This is a genomic window from Streptomyces sp. NPDC058086 (assembly GCF_042885015.1).
Taxonomy (GTDB): Bacteria; Actinomycetota; Actinomycetes; order Streptomycetales; family Streptomycetaceae; genus Streptomyces.
In genome coordinates, this window is the sequence record NZ_JBHVST010000085.1 from 25776 (window position 1) to 44675 (window position 18900).

14 protein-coding genes and 1 pseudogene are annotated in these 18900 nt (G+C 71.3%); 10 read left to right on the forward strand and 5 right to left on the reverse strand.

Annotated features, from left to right (window positions below; all coding sequences use genetic code 11):
• The first annotated feature begins 39 nt into the window (after positions 1-39).
• A complete protein-coding gene (locus ACFVWD_RS42400) occupies positions 40-1074 on the forward strand; it encodes a zinc-dependent alcohol dehydrogenase family protein (protein WP_389603266.1) in 1035 nt (344 codons plus the stop codon).
• Positions 1075-1177: 103 nt separating this feature from the next.
• Here ACFVWD_RS42400 and ACFVWD_RS42405 read toward each other — a convergent pair whose 3' ends face one another.
• The 3 genes from ACFVWD_RS42405 to ACFVWD_RS42415 all read right to left on the reverse strand — a co-directional run bounded on the left by ACFVWD_RS42405 (position 1178) and on the right by ACFVWD_RS42415 (position 3875).
• Positions 1178-1375: a helix-turn-helix transcriptional regulator gene (locus ACFVWD_RS42405; protein WP_382185782.1), complete on the reverse strand. Its 198-nt coding sequence runs from the start codon at positions 1373-1375 to the stop codon at positions 1178-1180.
• Positions 1376-1784: 409 nt separating this feature from the next.
• Entirely contained in the window at positions 1785-2783 is a 999-nt protein-coding gene (locus ACFVWD_RS42410; protein ID WP_389603267.1) for a helix-turn-helix domain-containing protein, read from the reverse strand.
• A 162-nt stretch (positions 2784-2945) separates the two neighbouring features.
• Positions 2946-3875, reverse strand: a complete 930-nt coding sequence (locus ACFVWD_RS42415; RefSeq protein ID WP_389603268.1) for a sugar phosphate isomerase/epimerase family protein — start codon at positions 3873-3875, stop codon at positions 2946-2948.
• Positions 3876-3997: 122 nt separating this feature from the next.
• On the opposite strand from ACFVWD_RS42415, the gene iolC reads away from it, so the two are divergent.
• The 9 genes from iolC to ACFVWD_RS42460 all read left to right on the forward strand — a co-directional run bounded on the left by iolC (position 3998) and on the right by ACFVWD_RS42460 (position 17526).
• Entirely contained in the window at positions 3998-4981 is a 984-nt protein-coding gene (iolC, locus tag ACFVWD_RS42420; RefSeq protein ID WP_389603269.1) for a 5-dehydro-2-deoxygluconokinase, read from the forward strand.
• On the forward strand, positions 4978-5925 hold the full coding sequence (locus ACFVWD_RS42425) for a deoxyribose-phosphate aldolase (RefSeq protein ID WP_389603270.1): 948 nt from the start codon (positions 4978-4980) through the stop codon (positions 5923-5925). The genes iolC and ACFVWD_RS42425 overlap by 4 nt, the downstream gene beginning before the upstream one ends.
• A 7-nt stretch (positions 5926-5932) precedes the next feature.
• Positions 5933-6802: a 5-deoxy-glucuronate isomerase gene (gene iolB, locus ACFVWD_RS42430; protein WP_389603271.1), complete on the forward strand. Its 870-nt coding sequence runs from the start codon at positions 5933-5935 to the stop codon at positions 6800-6802.
• Complete coding sequence (gene iolD, locus ACFVWD_RS42435; RefSeq protein ID WP_389603272.1) at positions 6799-8682, forward strand: 3D-(3,5/4)-trihydroxycyclohexane-1,2-dione acylhydrolase (decyclizing); 1884 nt, start codon at positions 6799-6801, stop codon at positions 8680-8682. The genes iolB and iolD overlap by 4 nt, the downstream gene beginning before the upstream one ends.
• Positions 8683-8696: 14 nt before the next feature.
• Entirely contained in the window at positions 8697-10199 is a 1503-nt protein-coding gene (gene mmsA / locus ACFVWD_RS42440) for a CoA-acylating methylmalonate-semialdehyde dehydrogenase (protein WP_389603273.1), read from the forward strand.
• 445 nt (positions 10200-10644) lie between these two features.
• Positions 10645-12054 (forward strand): APC family permease, encoded by a 1410-nt coding sequence (locus ACFVWD_RS42445; RefSeq protein WP_389603274.1) that lies wholly within the window; start codon positions 10645-10647, stop codon positions 12052-12054.
• A 172-nt stretch (positions 12055-12226) separates the two neighbouring features.
• Positions 12227-14887 carry an alpha/beta fold hydrolase gene (locus ACFVWD_RS42450; protein WP_389603275.1) on the forward strand — a complete coding sequence of 887 codons (2661 nt, stop codon included), beginning with the start codon at positions 12227-12229 and terminating at the stop codon, positions 14885-14887.
• Positions 14884-15747, forward strand: coding sequence for an ABC transporter permease (locus ACFVWD_RS42455; RefSeq protein WP_217566591.1), 864 nt, complete (start codon positions 14884-14886; stop codon positions 15745-15747). Before ACFVWD_RS42450 ends, ACFVWD_RS42455 begins: the two co-directional genes overlap by 4 nt.
• 174 nt (positions 15748-15921) lie before the next feature.
• A complete protein-coding gene (locus tag ACFVWD_RS42460; protein WP_389603276.1) occupies positions 15922-17526 on the forward strand; it encodes a von Willebrand factor type A domain-containing protein in 1605 nt (534 codons plus the stop codon).
• A 291-nt stretch (positions 17527-17817) separates the two neighbouring features.
• On the opposite strand, the gene ACFVWD_RS42465 is transcribed toward ACFVWD_RS42460, so the two are convergent.
• Both ACFVWD_RS42465 and ACFVWD_RS42470 read right to left on the reverse strand, forming a co-directional pair.
• On the reverse strand, positions 17818-18225 hold the full coding sequence (locus tag ACFVWD_RS42465) for a rodlin (RefSeq protein ID WP_389603277.1): 408 nt from the start codon (positions 18223-18225) through the stop codon (positions 17818-17820).
• A 538-nt stretch (positions 18226-18763) separates the two neighbouring features.
• Positions 18764-18900: pseudogene (locus ACFVWD_RS42470) on the reverse strand (RdlA protein); the annotation flags it as partial.

The window sequence follows — 18900 nt, forward strand, 5'->3', positions numbered from 1 at the left end:
GCTCCGGAAGGGTGATCTTCGGGCGGAGGGGCGAGACGGATGCGGGCAGTGGTGTTCGAGCGGTACGAGGAGCCGGCCGAGGTGCGCGAGGTGGCGGACCCGGTGCCCGCGGAGCACGGGGTGGTGGTGCGGGTCGAGGCCACCGGACTGTGCCGCAGCGACTGGCACGGCTGGATGGGGCACGACCCGGACATCACGCTGCCGCATGTGCCGGGCCACGAACTCGCGGGGACCGTCGAGGCGGTCGGTGCGCGGGTGACCGGCTGGCGCCCCGGCGACCGGGTCACCGTCCCGTTCGTCTGCGCCTGCGGAACGTGTCCCTCCTGCGCGGCGGGAGACCAGCAGGTGTGCGAGCGGCAGACCCAGCCGGGGTTCACCCACTGGGGTTCCTTCGCCCAGTACGTGGCACTCGACCACGCCGAGGTGAACCTGGTGGCGGTGCCGGACGAGCTGTCCTTCGCGACGGCGGCGTCGCTGGGCTGCCGGTTCGCCACGGCGTTCCGCGCGGTGGTCGCGCAGGGCCGGGTGGCGGCGGGGGAGTGGGTCGCGGTGCACGGCTGCGGAGGCGTGGGACTGTCGGCGGTGATGATCGCGGCGGCGGCCGGGGCGCGGGTCGTGGCCGTGGACCTCTCATCCCAGGCCCTGGACCTGGCGCGGAAGTTCGGCGCGGTGGAGGCCGTGGACGCCTCGCGGGTCGGGGACACGGCGGCGGCGGTCCGGGAGCTGACCGGCGGCGGCGCCCATCTCTCCCTCGACGCGCTCGGCTCCCCGGTCACCTGTGCGGCCTCGGTGAACGGTCTGCGCCGCCGGGGGCGCCACGTCCAGGTCGGTCTGCTGCCCGAGGACCCCGCGGTTCCGATGGCCCGGGTGATCGGCCTCGAACTCGAACTCCTGGGCAGCCACGGCATGCAGGCACACGCCTACCCCCGCATGCTCGAACTGGTCCGCGCCGGGGTGCTCCGCCCCGACCTCCTGGTCACCTCCACCATCCCGCTGGACGCGGTCCCTGCGGCCCTGGCGGCGTTGGGGGCGGCGCCGGGGGCGGGGGTGACGGTCATCGAACCGTGGAGCTGAGCCCGGACAGGGGCTGTGCCCCGCACCCGGGCGAGGGGCGGGGCGCAGCGAGGGGGCGGCGAGGGGGCGGCGAGGGGGCGGCGAGCGGGGACGGGGTGCGTGGTCAGTCTCTTCGGCCGCGGTTTCCGGGGCGGGAGGCGACCCAGGTGCGGACGGTGTCCGCGTACCAGTAGGGCTTCCCGCTCTCCACGTGGTCGGGCGGCGGCAGCAGTCCGTGCTTGCGGTACGACCGCACGGTGTCCGGCTGCACCTTGATGTGCGCCGCGATCTCCTTGTACGACCAGAGCCTACGGTCGGTCATGAGTGGCACCTCCCTGCGCGCGTCGCGGCGGCGGCCGGGGGGTGGCCGTCGGGGGAGCCGGGCGCTGCGCTGGCGATCACAAAGCCTGCGCTCGTTGAACGACACAGAGTGACCGCAGGGCAGGGCCTGTTGGAAGGGTGTGACACAAGGCCTGCGTACACGCGACATGTGTGACAGGGCGGTGGTTTTTGTGACACGCGTGAAGCATTCGCGCCGAGGGGACCGTAGAGCCGAGGGGACCGTCGCGACGTATGCGCGTCAGGGGACCGGTGGCGGGCCGGGTGCGTCGTGCGTACGCGAGCGGTGGGCCGGACCCACGCTGGATCCGGCCCACCAGCTCCCCGCACCCCCTCCTCGGAAGCCGCCCGCGTTCCCCCGTCGGATCAGCCGCCGGAAGTTCAGCCTGCAATCAACGGAGCCCACGGGTCTTGGAAAAAATCGCACCCCGGTCACTTTGATCGCTCCGGTCGGGGGAGAGCACCAGACTGGTCGCCTCCCCGGCCATCCGATCGGCCCCCGGCGGACCGGGCCGTGGAACCGGCTGAGCTCCGCGGGCCGCCGTGAACTCCCGCGGTGTGCACCCCGTCATCGCCCGGAACTCGCCGCTGAGGTGGGCCTGGTCGTAGAACCCGCAGGCCGCCGCCGTCTCGGCCGGTGAGCGGCCCGCGGCGAGCAGCCGCCTGGCCCGTTCCAGGCGCAGCACCCGGGCCGCCGCCTTGGGGCCGAGCCCGATCTGCTCCCGGAAACGATTCTCCAACTGCCGTACGCTCCAGCCGACGTCCTCGGCGAGCCGGGCCACCGGCATCGCGCCCCAGGTCCGTTGCAACTGCGCCCACGCCCGCACCACCCGTGCCGAACCGGGCGTTCCCGCCGAGCGCCAGCGCACGAGGACGTCGTCCAGCAGTTCGAAGCGTTCCGGCCAACCCGGCAACGCGGCCAGCGCGGCGGAGAGTTCAGCGACGTTCCGCAGACGACGCCCGCCCGGGCCCGCGTCCCGCGAGCCCAGTACATGCGGGAGCTCGTCGGGATCCAGGGTCCGGTCGGCGAGTTCGTACTGCGGTGTGCCGAAGAGTGTGAACGCGGCCCAGGGGGCGAGCAGCACCTCGACGCCCGCCAGCCGTCCGTCGTGTTCGCCGACGGCCGCGGTGGTGGTCGGTCCCGAGAACACCGACCTGAGGGTGACGGGGGGACGGCCCACGCGGGAGATGCGCAGGGGCTGTTCGAAGCCCAGCAACAGGGTCGCCGCGCCGATCGGCGCCTCCAGCCTGCGCCGTGGCCGGTCGAGCGCGAGCCGGATCCCGCGGTAGCTGATCACCCCGGGCCGCAGCCGTGGATGCGGCCGTGCGAGGGCCGTTTCCCAGGCACCGCCCGGCCCGTGCCCCGACCGCGAGACGATTCGCGTCACCATCGGCCCTCCCGCCGCCGCCCGCACCTGGGGAACACCCATGGTGCAACGCGGCACAGCGACGCCGGAAGGCCCGCCGAGCCCCGAGCTCTCGACGGGCCCCACGGCCCTCCCCGCGGAGGGTCAGGCTCCGCGGGACACTGTGAAGCGGTCACGGTGAAGCCGTCACGCTCCGCAGGACCTCAGGAACGCCCGGGTGCGCTGGGCGATCGGCAGCGGCTTGTCCGGCGGGCACGGGTACATGTCCTGCTCGACGATGGCGAAGAGCTCGACGTCGAGCTTCTGGGCGGCGGCGAGGACGGGCGCGAGCGCCGGTACGCCGGACGGCGGTTCGCACATCACGCCCTTGGCCACGGCGGGCCCGAACGGCACCTCGTTCGCCCGCACCTCGGCCAGGACCAGCGGATCCACCTGCTTGAGGTGGAGGTAGCCGATGCGCTCCCCGTAGGTCTCGATGAGCTTGACGTTGTCGCCGCCGCAGTACGCGTAGTGGCCGGTGTCCAGGCACAGCGACACCAGGGAGGAGTCGGTCGCGTCGAGGAAACGCGTGACGTTCTCCTCGCTGTCGATGTGCGTGTCCGCGTGCGGGTGGACGACGATCTTCAGCCCGTAGCGCTCCCGCACCTCATGGGCGAGCCGCTCGGTCTGGGCGGTCAGATTGCGCCACTGCGTCGGCGTCAGCGTGCTGTCCTCCAGCACCTCGCCCGTCTTGTCGTCCCGCCAGAACGCCGGGATGACGACGAGGTGCTCGGCGCCCATCGCCTGGGTGAGTGCGGCGATGTCCGAGACGTGCGCCCAGGTGGCGTCCCACACCTCGGGACCCCGGTGCAGCCCGGTGAAGACGGTGCCGGCCGACACGGTGAGCCCGCGCCGCGCGGTCTCCTCCTTGAGCAGGGCCGGATCCGTGGGCAGATAGCCGTAGGGGCCCAGCTCGATCCACTCGTACCCGGACTGGGAGACCTCGTCGAGGAAGCGCTGCCAGGGGACCTGCTGGGGGTCGTCGGGGAACCAGACGCCCCAGGAGTCCGGAGCCGAACCGATCCGGATGCGGGACAGTGAGGACTGAGGTGATGCCTGCGGTGACAACGACGTCATGGGCGTCAGCTTCGGGCGGCACGAGGGAGGTGTCAAGGCCTGGTCCGAATGTCTGGACAAACTGTTGACAGGGCTCCCCGCACGGCGCTAGACCTTGGGGGAGCCGAAGCGAAGGGAACTCGATGGCGTACGACCTGATCACCATGGGGCGGATCGGTGTGGACCTCTACCCGTTGCAGACGGGGGTCCCGCTGGCGCAGGTGACGTCCTTCGGGAAGTTCCTGGGCGGCTCGGCGACGAACGTCGCGGTGGCCGCGTCCCGGCTCGGACGGCGTACGGCGGTGATCACGCGCACCGGTGACGACCCCTTCGGCGCATACCTCCACGAGGCGCTGCGCGGCTTCGGCGTGGACGACCGCTGGGTCACCCCGGTCGCCGGGCTGCCCACCCCGGTGACGTTCTGCGAGATCTTCCCGCCCGACGACTTCCCGCTGTACTTCTACCGGCAGCCCAAGGCCCCGGACCTGGAGATCGACGCGCACGACCTCGACCTGGACGCCGTCCGCGAGGCGCGCATCTTCTGGGTGACCGGGACCGGCCTGAGCGTGGAGCCCAGCCGGACGGCGACGCTCGCCGCGCTCGCCCACCGGGCCAAGTCCGCCACGACGGTCTTCGACCTCGACTGGCGGCCCATGTTCTGGAACAGCACAGCCAGGAAGGGCACAGTCAGGCAGACCCCCGAGGAATCCGCCCGGGCCTTCTACGCCGAGGCCCTGCGCCACACCACCGTCGCCGTCGGCAACCTCGACGAGGTCGACATCGCCACCGGCGTCCGCGAACCGCACGCGGCGGCCGAGGCCCTCCTCGAGGCGGGCGTCGAACTCGCCGTCGTCAAGCAGGGCCCCAAGGGCGTCCTCGCCGTCCACCGCGACGGCACCTCGGCCGAGGTGCCGCCCCTCCCGGTGACGGTCCTCAACGGCCTCGGCGCCGGTGACGCGTTCGGCGGCTCCCTCTGTCACGGCCTGCTCGCCGGCTGGGACCTGGAGCGGATCATGCGGCACGCCAACGCGGCCGGTGCCATCGTCGCCTCCCGGCTGGAGTGCTCCTCCGCGATGCCGACCCCCGAAGAGGTCGAGGACGCGCTCATGGCGGGAGCGGTCCGATGAGGGCGGGACGCGTGGGACACGAGGGCGGCGACGCCATCGTTGCCTCCACTCCCGCCCCGCCCCGGGCCGTCGACGCGGCGGAGCTCGTCCGGCTCCGCGCCCACCGCCCCGAAGCCGTCGCCGAGGCCGCCGCGCGCCGCCCCCGCCGCCCCCTCGTGGGCGACAACGGGCGACTGATGATCATCGCCGCGGACCACCCGGCCCGCGGGGCGCTCGCCGTCGGCGACCGCAAGTTCGCCATGGCGAACCGCGCCGACCTGCTGGAACGGCTCTGCCTCGCGCTCTCCCGCCCCGGCGTCGACGGCGTCCTCGCGACCGCCGACATCCTCGACGACCTGCTGCTCCTGGGCGCCCTCGACCACAAGGTGGTCCTCGGCTCGATGAACCGCGGCGGCCTCCAGGGCGCCTCGTACGAGCTGGACGACCGTTTCACCGGCCACCGTCCGCAGGACATCGAGCGGCTCGGCTTCGACGCGGGCAAGCTGCTGCTGCGCATCGACTACGACGATCCGGGCTCGCTCAACACCCTGGAGTCCACCGCCCGCGCGATCGACGAGATGGCGGAGCGTCACCTCCCGGTCTTCGTCGAACCGTTCCTCAGCCGCCGCACGCCGGAGGGCAGGCTGGTCAACGACCTGAGCGCCGAGGCCGTCATCAAGTCCATCGCCATCGCCAGCGGCCTGGGCGGCAGTTCGGCGTACACCTGGCTGAAGGTCCCCGTCACCGACAACCCGGACGACATGGCCCGGGTCATGGAGACCTCCACCCTGCCCGCCGTACTGCTCGGCGGCGATGTCGGCGAGGACCAGGAGGGCGCGTACGAGAAGTGGCGCGGCGCGCTCCAACTGCCCACCGTGCAGGGCCTGGTCGTCGGCCGCTCGCTGCTCTACCCGGCCGACGGGGATGTGACCGCCGCGGTGGACACCGCCGTAGGACTGCTGTGAGGACCCGATGACGGACCCCAGGACGCACTCGACGACGGACGCGACCCGCAGCAGCGGCCTGTACGTGCCCAAGGGGGCCACCGCCGACGGGCTGTACGCCGTCGACATCGACCCCAAGTACGCCGGCTGGACCCACAGCAGCCTGCGCGTGGTCGAACTCGGACCCGGCGGCACACACACCTTCACCACCGGCGACAGTGAGTGGATCGTGCTTCCGCTGGGTGGCGCCTGTACGGTGCGCACAGAGGACGAAGAGTTCCAAATCCTGGGCAGGGAAAGCGTGTTCGCGGGGGTCTCCGACTTCGCGTACGTGCCCCGTGACGCCCGGGCCCAGATCGCCTCCGGTGCGGGAGGCCGCTTCGCCCTGGCAGGAGCGAAGTGCGAGCGCCGACTCCCCGCCCGCTACGGCCCCGCGCCGGAGGTCCCCGTCGAAGACCGAGGCAGTGGCAACTGCGCACGCCAGGTGCGCAATTTCGCCTCCGCCGACGCCTTCGAGTGCGACAAGCTCATCGCCGTCGAGGTCATCACCCCCGGCGGCAACTGGTCCTCGTATCCGCCGCACAAGCACGACGAGCACCGGCCCGGTGTCGAGTCGGAGCTGGAGGAGATCTACTACTTCGAGATCGACGGCCCGAACGGATTCGGCTATCAGCGCGTATTCCCTTCGCGCGAGGGTGGATCCGACGTCCTCGCCGAGGTCCGCACCGGCGATGCCGTCCTCGTCCCCGACGGATGGCACGGCCCGTCCATCGCCCAGCCCGGCCACACCATGTACTACCTGAACGTGATGGCCGGACCGGGCGAGGACAGGGAGTGGCGGATCTGCTTCCACCCGGAACACGTAGACAACACAGCGAGCACAGAGGGATACCGATGACCTCAACGACGAGGCTGACGGTCGCACAGGCGCTGGTGCGCTTCCTGGCCGCCCAGTACACGGAGCGGGACGGCGAGCGGCGGCGGCTGATCGGCGCCACCTGGGGCATTTTCGGTCACGGCAACGTCGCCGGACTCGGCCAGGCGCTGATCGAGTACGCCGACGAGATGCCCTACCACCAGGGCCGTAACGAGCAGTCGATGGTGCACGCGGCGGTCGGCTTCGCCCGCCAGTCCAACCGGCTGTCGGCGCACGCCGTGACCACCTCCATCGGACCCGGCGCCACCAACCTCGTCACCGGCGCCGCGCTCGCGACGATCAACCACCTCCCGGTGCTCCTGCTGCCCGGCGACATCTTCGCGACCCGCCCCGCCGACCCGGTCCTCCAGCAGCTCGAAGTCCCCTACGCGGGCGATGTGTCGGTCAACGACTGTCTGCGCCCGGTGTCGAAGTACTTCGACCGCGTCACCCGGCCCGAGGCGCTGATCCCGGCTGCCCTGCGGGCCATGCGCGTGCTCACCGACCCGGTCGAGACCGGTGCCGTCACGCTCGCGCTGCCGCAGGACGTGCAGGCGGAGGCGTACGACTGGCCGGAGGAGTTCTTCCAGGAGCGGATCTGGACCGTGCGCCGTCCGGCGGCCGACGCCTCCGAGCTGGCCGCCGCCGTCACGGCGATCCGTGAGGCCCGGCGCCCGCTGATCGTCGCGGGCGGCGGGGTCCACCACAGCCGCGCCGAGGACGTGCTCGCCGAACTCGCCGCCGCCACCGGCATCCCCGTCGCCTCCACTCAGGCGGGCAAGGGATCACTGAAGTGGGACCACCCGCAGGACGTCGGCGGCGTCGGCCACACCGGCACGGCGACCGCGGACGAGCTCGCCCGTACCGCCGACCTGGTGATCGGCGTCGGCACCCGCTACACCGACTTCACCACCGCCTCCGGCACCCTCTTCACCGCCTCGAACGTCCGCTTCCTGAACCTCAACATCGCGCCGTACGACGGTCACAAGCTGTCGGGGATCCCGCTGATCGCGGACGCGCGGGCCGGCCTCGAAGCGCTCACCGAGGCGCTGCTGCTGCACGACCACCGCGTCGAGCCCGCGTACGCCACCGAGTACATGGACGACAAGGAGCGCTGGGAGTACCGCGTCGACGCGGCGTACGAGGCCGAGGACATCGACATCCGGCCCACCCAGCCGCAGGTCCTCGGCGTCCTCGACGAGGTCGTCACCGAGGACGACATCCTGATCAACGCGGCCGGCTCGCTCCCAGGTGACCTGCACAAACTGTGGCGGGCCCGGTCGCGCGACCAGTACCACGTCGAGTACGGCTACTCGTGCATGGGCTACGAGATCCCGGCCGCGATCGGCGTCCGGATGGCGGCCCCCGACCGGCCCGTGTGGGCGCTGGTCGGCGACGGCACCTACCTGATGATGCCGACCGAGATCGTCACCGCCGTGCAGGAGGGCGTCGCGATCAAGGTCCTCATACTCCAGAACCACGGATACGCCTCCATCGGCGGCCTCTCCGAGTCCGTGGGCGGTGAGCGGTACGGCACCGCGTACCGCTACCGCTCCGAGGACGGTGCGTACACGGGGGCGCCGCTGCCCGTCGACCTCGCCGCCAACGCGGCCAGCCTCGGCATGCGGGTGCTGCGCGCGAAGACCGTCCGTGACCTGCGGTCGGCCCTTGCCGAGGCGCGCGCCGCGGACACTCCCACATGTGTCTACGTGGAGACCGAAACGGCAGACACAGTGTCGGGCGCGCCCCCGGCCCAAGCCTGGTGGGATGTACCTGTGGCCGAGACCGCGACCCGATCGTCGGCGGTCAAGGCACGTGAGGAGTACGACCGGCACGTCGCCGCCCGACGCCGCCATCTGTGAAGGAGTTTTTGGCCATGACGAAGACCGTCAACCACTGGATCGGTGGCAAGACTGTCGAGGGTGCGTCGGGTACGTACGGGCCGGTCACCGACCCGGCGACCGGCGCCGTGACCACCCAGGTCGCCTTCGCGACCGTCGAAGAGGTGGACGCCGCGGTCGCCGCGGCCAAGGACGCGTACGCGACCTGGGGCCAGTCCTCGCTGGCCAAGCGGTCCACGATCCTCTTCAAGTTCCGGGCGCTGCTCGACGCGAACCGGGACGCGATCGCCGAGCTGATCACCGCCGAGCACGGCAAGGTGCACTCGGACGCGCTCGGCGAGGTGGCGCGCGGTCTGGAGATCGTCGACCTGGCGTGCGGGATCACCGTGCAGCTGAAGGGCGAGCTGTCGACCGAGGTGGCCTCCAAGGTCGACGTGGCGTCGATCCGGCAGCCGCTGGGCGTCGTCGCGGGCATCACGCCGTTCAACTTCCCGGCCATGGTGCCGATGTGGATGTTCCCCATCGCCATCGCGTGCGGCAACACCTTCGTGCTGAAGCCGTCCGAGAAGGACCCGTCGGCCGCCATGAAGGTCGCCGAGCTGCTCGCCGAGGCCGGTCTGCCCGACGGTGTCTTCAACGTCGTCCACGGTGACAAGGTGGCCGTCGACCGCCTCCTGGAGCACCCGGACGTCAAGGCGGTGTCCTTCGTCGGCTCGACCCCGATCGCCCGCTACATCCACACCACGGCCTCCGCGAACGGCAAGCGCGTGCAGGCCCTGGGCGGCGCCAAGAACCACATGCTGGTCCTCCCGGACGCGGACCTGGACGCGGCCGCGGACGCCGCCGTGTCGGCCGCCTACGGCTCCGCCGGCGAGCGCTGCATGGCCATCTCCGCCGTCGTCGCGGTCGGCTCGGTCGGCGACGCGCTGGTGGAGAAGATCCGCGAGCGCGCCGAGAAGATCAAGATCGGCCCCGGCAACGACCCGGCCTCCGAGATGGGTCCGCTGATCACGGCCGTGCACCGCGACAAGGTGGCGTCCTACGTCACGGGCGCGGCGGCGCAGGGCTCCGAGGTCGTCCTCGACGGCACCGGGTACACGGTCGAGGGGTACGAGGACGGCCACTGGATCGGCCTCTCGCTGCTCGACAGGGTGCCGGTGACCTCGGACGCGTACAAGGACGAGATCTTCGGCCCGGTGCTGTGCGTGCTGCGCGTGGACACCTACGAGGAGGGTGTCGCCCTCATCAACGCCTCGCCCTTCGGCAACGGCACCGCCATCTTCACCCGGGACGGCGGCGCCGCCCGCCGCTTCCAGCTGGAGGTCGAGGCGGGCATGGTCGGCGTGAACGTGCCGATCCCGGTGCCCGTCGGCTATCACTCCTTCGGCGGCTGGAAGGACTCCCTCTTCGGGGACCACCACATCTACGGCAACGACGGCACGCACTTCTACACCCGCGGCAAGGTCGTCACCACCCGCTGGCCCGACCCGGCCGACGCCCCGACGGGCGTGGACCTGGGCTTCCCGCGCAACCACTGAGCGACCTCCTGGTGCCCCGCCCTCCGTCCCGGGGGGCGGGGCACCGCCATGCTCGGCTCCACTGTTCGCCAGGCGTCCCGGAGTGCGGACCAATCCTGGTGAATTTCGAGGTCTCGACTGCGGTTCTCGTCATGAGGTGATGAAACGGATAGCGGAGGCAGTTTGGCGTTGTTGCCTTCGAAAGCAAGGTCACATTCCGATGAATCTTGATGATTGCAACATGTAGGCGTCTGCACCTGGGAAAGTGATGTGACCTGCGTCGCTTGACCGTTGCGGATTCCGTAGGTAAACGGCCATTGACGCAACGGTTTCCGTCAAGGTTCCATCAACGTCGGGAGCGGACGACGAGATGAACGACGCGAGCCGCCGGAGGCGATAGCGCTCCCGCCCGAATCACCTGACGCAAGAGTCGTCTTCTGACGCATAAGTCGATCGGAACCGCTTCATGACCGACACGCTCCGCCCTGTCGAGCAGGCCCTGCCGGACGCCGCCCCCACGGCCTCCGGGAGCCCCCAAAAGCTCAAGCGTTCCATCGGTATCGTCGGCGGCACCCTGCTGACGCTCTCGTGCGTGACGCCCGCCTCCACGCTCTTCGTGGTCGTGCCCGACCTGTTCTCGTCCCTCGGCACGGCGACCGCGCTCACCATCGCGATCGGCTCGCTCCTCTGTATCGCCGTGGCGTTCTGCTACTCGGAACTGGGCACCCTCATCCCCAGCGCGGGCGGCGAGTACGCCATGGTGTCGACGATGGCCGGACGGCTCGCGGGCTGGCTGGTCTTCGTGCTCTCCCTCCTGGTCGTCATGATCGTGCCGCCGGTGATCGCGATGGGCACCGCGGACTACCTGGCGCCGATCGTGCATCTCAACCCGTCGATGGCGGGCGCGGGCGTGATGCTCCTGGCCACCCTCGCGGGCCTGCTCGACCTGCGGGCCAACGCCTGGATCACCGGCGTCTTCCTCGTCCTGGAGGTCATCGCGGCGGCCGTCGTGGCGGTGCTGGGCTTCACACACAGCCAGCGCGGCGTCGGCAGCCTCACCTCGATGCAGGTGGCGGGCTCCGGCGGCCACACGGACACCGTGACGGCCATGCTGGTGGTCTCGGGACTCGCGATCGCCCTCTTCATCACCCAGGGCTTCTCGACCGCGGTCTACCTCTCCGAGGAACTGGAGGACCCGCGCCGCAACGTCGCCCGTACGGTCCTGGCCACCCTCGCCATCTCGACCGTGATCATCCTCGTCCCGGTCGTCGCGATCACCATGGGCGCCTCGGACCTGTCCACCCTTACCGGCGGCGACATCAGCGGCATGGTCACCGCCTGGTCCAACTCCGCCGTCGGCACCTTCGTCAGCCTCTGCGTCGCCCTCGCGATCATCAACGCGGGCATCGTGATGGTCATCCAGAACTCCCGGGTGCTGTTCGCCTCCGCCCGTGACAAGGCCTGGCCCGAGCCGGTCAACCAGGGCCTTTCCCGCCTCGGCCGCTTCGGCTCGCCCTGGGTCGCCACCCTCGTGGTGGGCGTCCCCGGCGCCCTCCTCTGCTTCGTCAACCTGGACACCCTGTACGGCGTCACGGGCGTCTCGGTGACGGCCATGTACCTGCTCGTCGCGGTCGCCGCCCTGCTCGCCCGGCGCGGCCAGCACCGCCACACCCCGGCCTGGCGCATGCCACTGTGGCCCGCGATGCCGGTGCTCCTGATCGCGGTCCTCGCCTACATCCTGAGCCAGCAGGAGATGACGTACCTGCTCTGGACCGGCGGCATCACAGCCGTCGCCACCCTCTACTGGGCCTTCTACCTCCGCCCGCGCCGCGAGACCCGCTGGCTGGTGTCGATCCCGGAGGACGCCCAGGTCTGAGCCTTCCGGGGTTCACACGAAGTCCCACGTCACCACCGCGCTCGTGAAGATGCCCGAGAGAGCACGTACCACGGGCGCGGTATGCGGGGAGGGCCTCGTACGCCCGGAGGAGGGGCGCGGGTTCAGACCGGCGGCTGCCTTCGTCGTCGGTGGCGGCCCGTACCGTTGACACATGGATCTTCGACTGCCCCGACTGCGCGGGCCCGCACAGCGAGGACGCCGACGGTGGTTCGCCGCCGCGGCCGCCGTCGTCGTGCTCGCCGGCGCCGGTACGTGGACCGCTGTCGCCTCGGACGACGGACCGGCCGTCCACCGCACCGACCGTGTGATGACCACGGGCGCCGGGGTGAACATCGACACGTCGTTCTTCACCGCGGGCTCCGGCCGCCGCCCCGCCGTGCTCCTCGGGCACGGCTTCGGCGGCAGCAAGGACGACATGCGGCGGGAGGCGGAGCAACTCGCCCGCGACGGGTACGCGGTGCTGACCTGGTCGGCGCGCGGCTTCGGCCGTTCCACCGGCAAGATCGGGCTGAACGATCCCAAGGGCGAGGTCGCCGACGTCTCCAAGCTCATCGACTGGCTGGCCAAGCGGCCCGAGGTCCGGCTCGACACGAGCGGCGACCCGCGCGTGGGAGTGGCCGGAGGCTCGTACGGCGGCGCGATCTCCCTGCTGGCCGCCGGGTACGACAAGAGGGTCGACGCGATCGCCCCCTCGATCACGTACTGGAACCTGGCGGACGCGCTCTTCCCGAACGACGTGTTCAAGAAGCTCTGGGCCGGCATATTCATCAACTCCGGCGGCGGCTGCGGCCACTTCGAGGCGCAGCTGTGCGCGATGTACAACCGCGTGGCGGAGTCGGGGAAGCCGGACGCCCAGGCGCGCGCTCTGCTGGAGGAACGCTCGCCGTCCGCCGTCGGCGACCGCATCAAGGTGCCCACCCTCATCCTGCAGGGCCAGACCGACTCCCTTTTCCCGCTCGGCCAGGCCGACGCGATGGCCAAGGCGATCAGGGCCAACGGCGCGCCCGTGGACGTCGACTGGATCGCCGGCGGGCACGACGGCGGCAACCCGGAGACGAGCCGTGTCGAGGCCCGTGTCGGCTCCTGGTTCGACCGCTATCTGAAGGACGACAAGAACGCCGACACCGGTCCCGCCTTCCGCGTCACCCGCACCGGCGGCATCGACTCCACCGACGGCGCCGCGCAGTTGCGGGGCGCGAGCGGGGACGTCTACCCCGGCCTGGAGAGCGGCGAGCACACCATCGCGCTGAGCGACGGCCGACGCGAGCAGACCTTCCAGAATCCCGCGGGCGCGAGTCCGCCCGCGATCTCCGCCCTCCCCGGAATCGGCGGCGGCACCGGCGGCCTGTCCCAGCTGTCCGCGCTCGGGCTCGGGGTGTCCCTCGACTTCCCGGGCCAGTACGCGCAGTTCGACTCCTCGGCACTCCGCGGCGACCTGCGGATCACCGGGTCGCCGACCGTGACCGTCCATGTCCGGTCGAGCACCGACGACGCGGTCCTCTTCGGGAAGGTGTACGACGTCGGGCCGGGCGGCACCCAGCAGGTACTGCCCTCGCAGCTGGTGGCGCCCGTGCGGGTGACCGGCGCGAAGGCGGGCAAGGACGTCAAGATCGTGCTGCCCGCGATCGACCACGACGTCCAGAAGGGCCACCGGCTGCGCCTGGTCCTCGCCTCGACGGACCTCGGCTACGCCTCACCGGCGGCCCCGGCGACGTACACGGTCTCCCTGAAGAGCGACCTGCACGTGCCCACTGCGCCCGGCGTGAAGACCGCCGCCGCCGTGCTGCCCTCATGGGTGTGGTGGCTGCCCCTGGCCGGCGCGCTGGCCGCCGCCGCACTCCTGCTGACCGGCCGTCGTCGTACGGCTCCGGTCGCGCCCGACCCCGAGCTCGCCGAAGTCCCGCTCCAGATCACCGACCTGAGCAAGCGGTACGCGAAGTCGGCGGACCGGTACGCGGTACGGGACCTGTCGTTCCGCGTGGAGAAGGGCCAGGTCCTGGGCCTGCTGGGGCCGAACGGCGCGGGCAAGACGACCACGCTGCGCATGCTGATGGGCCTCATCAAGCCCGACGGCGGCGAGATCCGTGTCTTCGGGCACGCGATCCGGCCGGGCGCCCCGGTGCTCTCCCGGGTCGGGGCGTTCGTCGAGGGCGCGGGCTTCCTGCCGCACCTCTCGGGCCGCGAGAACCTGGAGCTGTACTGGCAGGCGACGGGCCGTCCGGCCGAGGACGCCCACATGGAGGAGGCGCTGGAGATCGCGGGCCTGGGCGACGCGCTGGCCCGCGCGGTCCGCACCTACTCCCAGGGCATGCGCCAGCGCCTGGCCATCGCCCAGGCGATGCTGGGCCTCCCGGACCTCCTCATCCTCGACGAACCGACCAACGGTCTCGACCCGCCCCAGATCCGCGAGATGCGCGAGGTCATGATCCGCTACGCCGCCGCGGGCCGCACGGTCATCGTCTCCAGCCACCTGCTGGCCGAGGTCGAGCAGTCCTGCACCCACCTGGTGGTCATGGACCGCGGCCGGCTCATCCAGGCCGGCCCGGTGAGCGAGATCGTCGGCTCCGGCGACACCCTCCTCGTCGGTACGGGCGTGCCCGTGGAGGGGCCGGTCGTCGAGAAGGTCGGCGCGCTGCCCGGCGTGGCCTCGGCCGTCGCCGCCGAGGGCGGGCTGCTTGTCCGCCTCGACGAGGGCGGCAGCGCCGAGCGCCTGCTCGTGGAGCTCGTACGACTGGAAGTCCCCGTGCGGTCGGTGGGCCCCCACCGACGGCTGGAAGACGCGTTCCTCACCCTGATCGGAGGTGCCGCATGAGCACGCTCGTCGAACGGGCCGAGACGGCGGACGGGTACCGGGCGCGGCACACGCTGCCGCTCCGCGTCGAGCTGCTGCGGCAGTTGAAGCGGCGCCGCACGCTCGTCATGGGCGCGATCCTCGCGGTGCTGCCCTTCGTGCTCGTCGTCGCCTTCGCGATCGGCGGTGACCCGGGCTCGCGCAACGGGCAGGTCACCCTGATGGACACGGCGACCGCGTCGGGCGCCAACTTCGCCGCGGTGAACCTCTTCGTCTCCGCGGGCTTCCTCCTGGTCATCCCCGTCGCGCTGTTCTGCGGGGACACGATCGCCTCCGAGGCGAGCTGGTCCTCGCTGCGCTATCTGCTCGCGGCCCCCGTGCCGCGGGCCCGGCTGCTGTGGTCCAAGCTCACCGTCGCGCTGGGCCTCAGCCTCGCCGCGATGGTGCTGCTGCCGATCGTCGCGATCGCGGTGGGCACGGCGGCGTACGGCTGGGGGCCGCTGGAGATCCCCACCGGCGGCGCGCTCTCCGCGGGCACCGCGGCCCAGCGGCTCCTCGTGGTCATCGCGTACGTCTTCGTGTCCCAACTGGTGACGGCGGGGCTCGCGTTCTGGCTGTCCACCAAGACGGACGCACCCCTGGGCGCGGTCGGCGGCGCGGTCGGCCTGACGATCGTGGGGAACGTCCTGGACGCGGTCACCGCCCTCGGCCACTGGCGCGACTTCCTGCCCGCGCACTGGCAGTTCGCCTGGGCCGACGCCATCCAGCCCAACCCGGAGTGGGGCGGCATGATCCAGGGCACCGCGATTTCGATAACGTACGCGCTCGTCCTGTTCGCCCTGGCCTTCCGGGGTTTCCGGCGCAAGGACATCGTGTCGTAGATCTCCGGAGCGTCTCCTACCGGTCTCGACGACCGCCCTTCGTGGCCTCTTCGAGATCCATCCGCAACGCTCCGTAGCGCACATCCGGGCCCCCTCGGGCGTCACAGTCACAGACGTCGGCCCAAGGACGTCGGCAGACAGCCGGCGGACAGGCGACTCACCGAGGGGGCACGGATGACACGGACGGGGAACGACGAGCACACAGGGCGACCGCGGCGGCGGCCGAGGACCGGGCGACGGCGGCGACCGGTCGCCATCCTGATCGGCCTGACGCTCGCGGGCGGCCTGCTCCTCACCGGCTGCGGCGCGGGCGACAGCAACGGCTCCTCGACGGACGGTTCGAACAAGTCCGGCGGACGCGGGTTCCCGCAGCCCGCCCCGAACCGGACCTCCGGCACCTCCCAGGGCGAACAGAAGGACACGCCGACGGGCGACGCGAGCCGCGAGTTCGCGCCGTCCCCCGACTACCTCTCCACCTTCGCCCTCGACGTCGACACCGCCTCCTACGGCTACGCCCGCCGCGCCCTCGCCGACGGCCGGCTGCCCGACGCGTCGACCGTCCGCCCCGAGGAGTTCGTCAACAGCTTCCGGCAGGACTACCGGCGCCCCGACGGCAACGGCTTCTCGGTCACCGTCGACGGCGCTCGCACCCGGGAGAAGGACTGGTCGCTGGTCCGCGTCGGCCTCGCCACCCGCGATGCCGCCCAGAGCGGTATGCGCCCGCCCGCCGCCCTCACCTTCGTCATCGACATCTCCGGCTCCATGGGCGAGCCCGGCCGACTCGACCTCGCCAAGGACGCCCTCGGCGTGATGACGGACCGGCTGCGCGACGACGACTCGATAGCCGTGGTCACCTTCAGCGACGAGGCCCGGACCGTGCTCCCGATGACCCGCATTGGCCACCACCGCGACCGCATCTACGACGTGATCAGGGGACTGGAACCGACGGAGTCGACCAACCTCGGCGCGGGCGTGCGCACCGGGTACGCCACGGCCGTCAAGGGTCTGCGCGAGGGCGCCACCAACCGCGTCGTGCTGATCTCCGACGCCCTCGCCAACACCGGCGAGACCGACGCGGACGCCATCCTCGAGAACATCTCCACCGCCCGTCGCGAACACGGCATCACCCTCTTCGGCGTCGGCGTGGGCAGCGAGTACGGCGACGCTCTCATGGAGCGCCTCGCCGACAAGGGCGACGGCCACACGACGTACGTCTCGACCATCGAGGACGCCCGCAAGGTCTTCTGCGAGCAGCTCCCGCAGAACATCGACCTCACGGCCCGCGACGCCAAGGCACAGGTCGCCTTCGACCCGGAGACCGTCAACCAGTTCCGGCTGATCGGATACGACGACCGTCAGGTCGCCGACGAGGACTTCCGCAACGACCGGGTGGACGGCGGCGAGATCGGCCCCGGCCACACGGTCACCGCCCTCTACGCGGTCCGCACCAGGCCCGGCGCCTCCGGCCATCTCGCCACCGCGAGCGTCCGCTGGCTCGACCCCGACACCCGCGCCCCGCACGAGGAGTCCGGCCAACTGGAGACCGGCTCCCTCGACAAGGACCTGTGGACCTCCTCCACCCGTCTCCAGGTCGACGCCGTGGCCGCGTACTTCGCCGACGACCTGCGCAGGGGCGACGACAACAGCAGTCCGCTCCCCGGCGCCCTCCCGCTGGGCGAACTCGCCGACCGCGCACACCGGGTGGCGTCCGCCGCGGAGGACAAGGCGGTGGACGACCTGGCGGACTCGGTGGAGCGGGCGAGTGGACTCATGGGATAGCGGCGGCGGTAAGGACTCGGCGACCGTATGCGGCGTACTGGCCGGGCCCGGAGTCCCTGCGCGTCCCGAGAACGCCATCAGCGCCGGCTCCCCGTCGCCCGCAAGCTCAACCCGTTCTTCCAGGCGGCCGGATGCGGTCTCCCGTGCCGAGTCCGTCCGTGCGTTCGTTCCGAGGCGGTATTGGGGAAGTGAGCGGCGAGGGGTGGATCGCCGACTACACCAAGAGGGCCACCGAGTACGCGAAGAGCGGGCCGCCGAGGTGCTCGGCGGCCCGCTCTCGCGGTGCTGGGATCAGCTGTTGTTCGTGCCGTTGCCCGACAGGACCGGGATGTGGTCCAGGATGTGCGACAGCGGTTCGTCGCCCTTGGCCTGGGTGGAGTTCTCGACGCACTGCTGGTTCTGCGGGGCCGACAGGACCGGGACGTCCTGGACGGCGATCGGGACGACGCCGACGAGCGAGCCCACGTTGGCCTTCGCGGGCAGGCCGACGCAGGGCTTGTTCAGCGAGCCCTGGATGAGCGCCATCTGAGGGCTCATGCTGCCGTAGGTCGCCGAGTTGCCGAACGACTGCGTGGCGCCGTAGCCGCTGACGGAGGTCGTGCCACCGTCGTCGCCGATCGCCAGGGCCTGGGGGGCGGCCGCGGCCGAGATACCGGCGACAGAAGCGGCGATAGCCGCGGTTGCCCACAGCTTCTTCATGTTCATTCCCTTCGGAAAGCGGACTCCTGTTGGGGAGCTGCATGATCATCAACTGGGCAGACCGCCCAAGGGTTGCGGGTAGTGCCCCATTTGGCCCAGCCTGCGGGGCGTTCGCCCCGTCACCCGACACGCCAGTGAGCTCCTCCGAACCGACACGTAGTGGTCGATCTGGCCGACGCGTGGCGGATCGCTCGGCCGGGGCCGCTCCTTGGGCGGGATCGGCGGACTCTCCTCGCGTGGCTTCCAGACGGGCGCCAGGTCCATCAGCGTCTCGATGTGGAAACCCAGGCCGGTCCGGGCGGCGCCGAGCGGTGTGCGGCCGATCCGCGCCATCGCCACCGCATCGGTCAGGACGTGCCTGCCCCGTGGCCTGTGCAGCGCCGCGACCAGGAACCCCGATGTTGAGTTTCGCCGGACACGGCGGGGGCCTTCTCTTCGACACGTGACTCGTGACGTGACTCGGCAAGTGAATGGTCACGTAAAGAAGATGGTCCGGCGGGCCGCCGAGAGTTCTGCGGCCCGCCGGCGGAAAAGAGTGCTACTTGTTGCCGACACCGTTGCCGGACAGGACCGGGATCTGGTCCAGGATGTGCGACAGCGGTTCGTCGCCCTTGGCCTGGGTGGAGTTCTCGACGCACTGCTGGTTCTGCGGGGCCGACAGGACCGGGACGTCCT

Excerpts from the sequence above, each read along its gene's own strand:
- ACFVWD_RS42405 (WP_382185782.1), bottom strand. The coding sequence starts at position 1,375 with ATGACCGACCGTAGGCTCTGGTCGTACAAGGAGATCGCGGCGCACATC.
- ACFVWD_RS42465 (WP_389603277.1), bottom strand. The coding sequence starts at position 18,225 with ATGAAGAAGCTGTGGGCAACCGCGGCTATCGCCGCTTCTGTCGCCGGT.
- ACFVWD_RS42450 (WP_389603275.1), top strand. The coding sequence starts at position 12,227 with ATGGATCTTCGACTGCCCCGACTGCGCGGGCCCGCACAGCGAGGACGC.
- iolD (WP_389603272.1), top strand. The coding sequence starts at position 6,799 with ATGACCTCAACGACGAGGCTGACGGTCGCACAGGCGCTGGTGCGCTTC.
- iolC (WP_389603269.1), top strand. The coding sequence starts at position 3,998 with ATGGCGTACGACCTGATCACCATGGGGCGGATCGGTGTGGACCTCTAC.
- ACFVWD_RS42415 (WP_389603268.1), bottom strand. The coding sequence starts at position 3,875 with ATGACGTCGTTGTCACCGCAGGCATCACCTCAGTCCTCACTGTCCCGC.
- ACFVWD_RS42400 (WP_389603266.1), top strand. The coding sequence starts at position 40 with ATGCGGGCAGTGGTGTTCGAGCGGTACGAGGAGCCGGCCGAGGTGCGC.
- mmsA (WP_389603273.1), top strand. The coding sequence starts at position 8,697 with ATGACGAAGACCGTCAACCACTGGATCGGTGGCAAGACTGTCGAGGGT.
- ACFVWD_RS42425 (WP_389603270.1), top strand. The coding sequence starts at position 4,978 with ATGAGGGCGGGACGCGTGGGACACGAGGGCGGCGACGCCATCGTTGCC.
- ACFVWD_RS42445 (WP_389603274.1), top strand. The coding sequence starts at position 10,645 with ATGACCGACACGCTCCGCCCTGTCGAGCAGGCCCTGCCGGACGCCGCC.
- ACFVWD_RS42460 (WP_389603276.1), top strand. The coding sequence starts at position 15,922 with ATGACACGGACGGGGAACGACGAGCACACAGGGCGACCGCGGCGGCGG.
- ACFVWD_RS42455 (WP_217566591.1), top strand. The coding sequence starts at position 14,884 with ATGAGCACGCTCGTCGAACGGGCCGAGACGGCGGACGGGTACCGGGCG.
- iolB (WP_389603271.1), top strand. The coding sequence starts at position 5,933 with ATGACGGACCCCAGGACGCACTCGACGACGGACGCGACCCGCAGCAGC.
- ACFVWD_RS42410 (WP_389603267.1), bottom strand. The coding sequence starts at position 2,783 with ATGGTGACGCGAATCGTCTCGCGGTCGGGGCACGGGCCGGGCGGTGCC.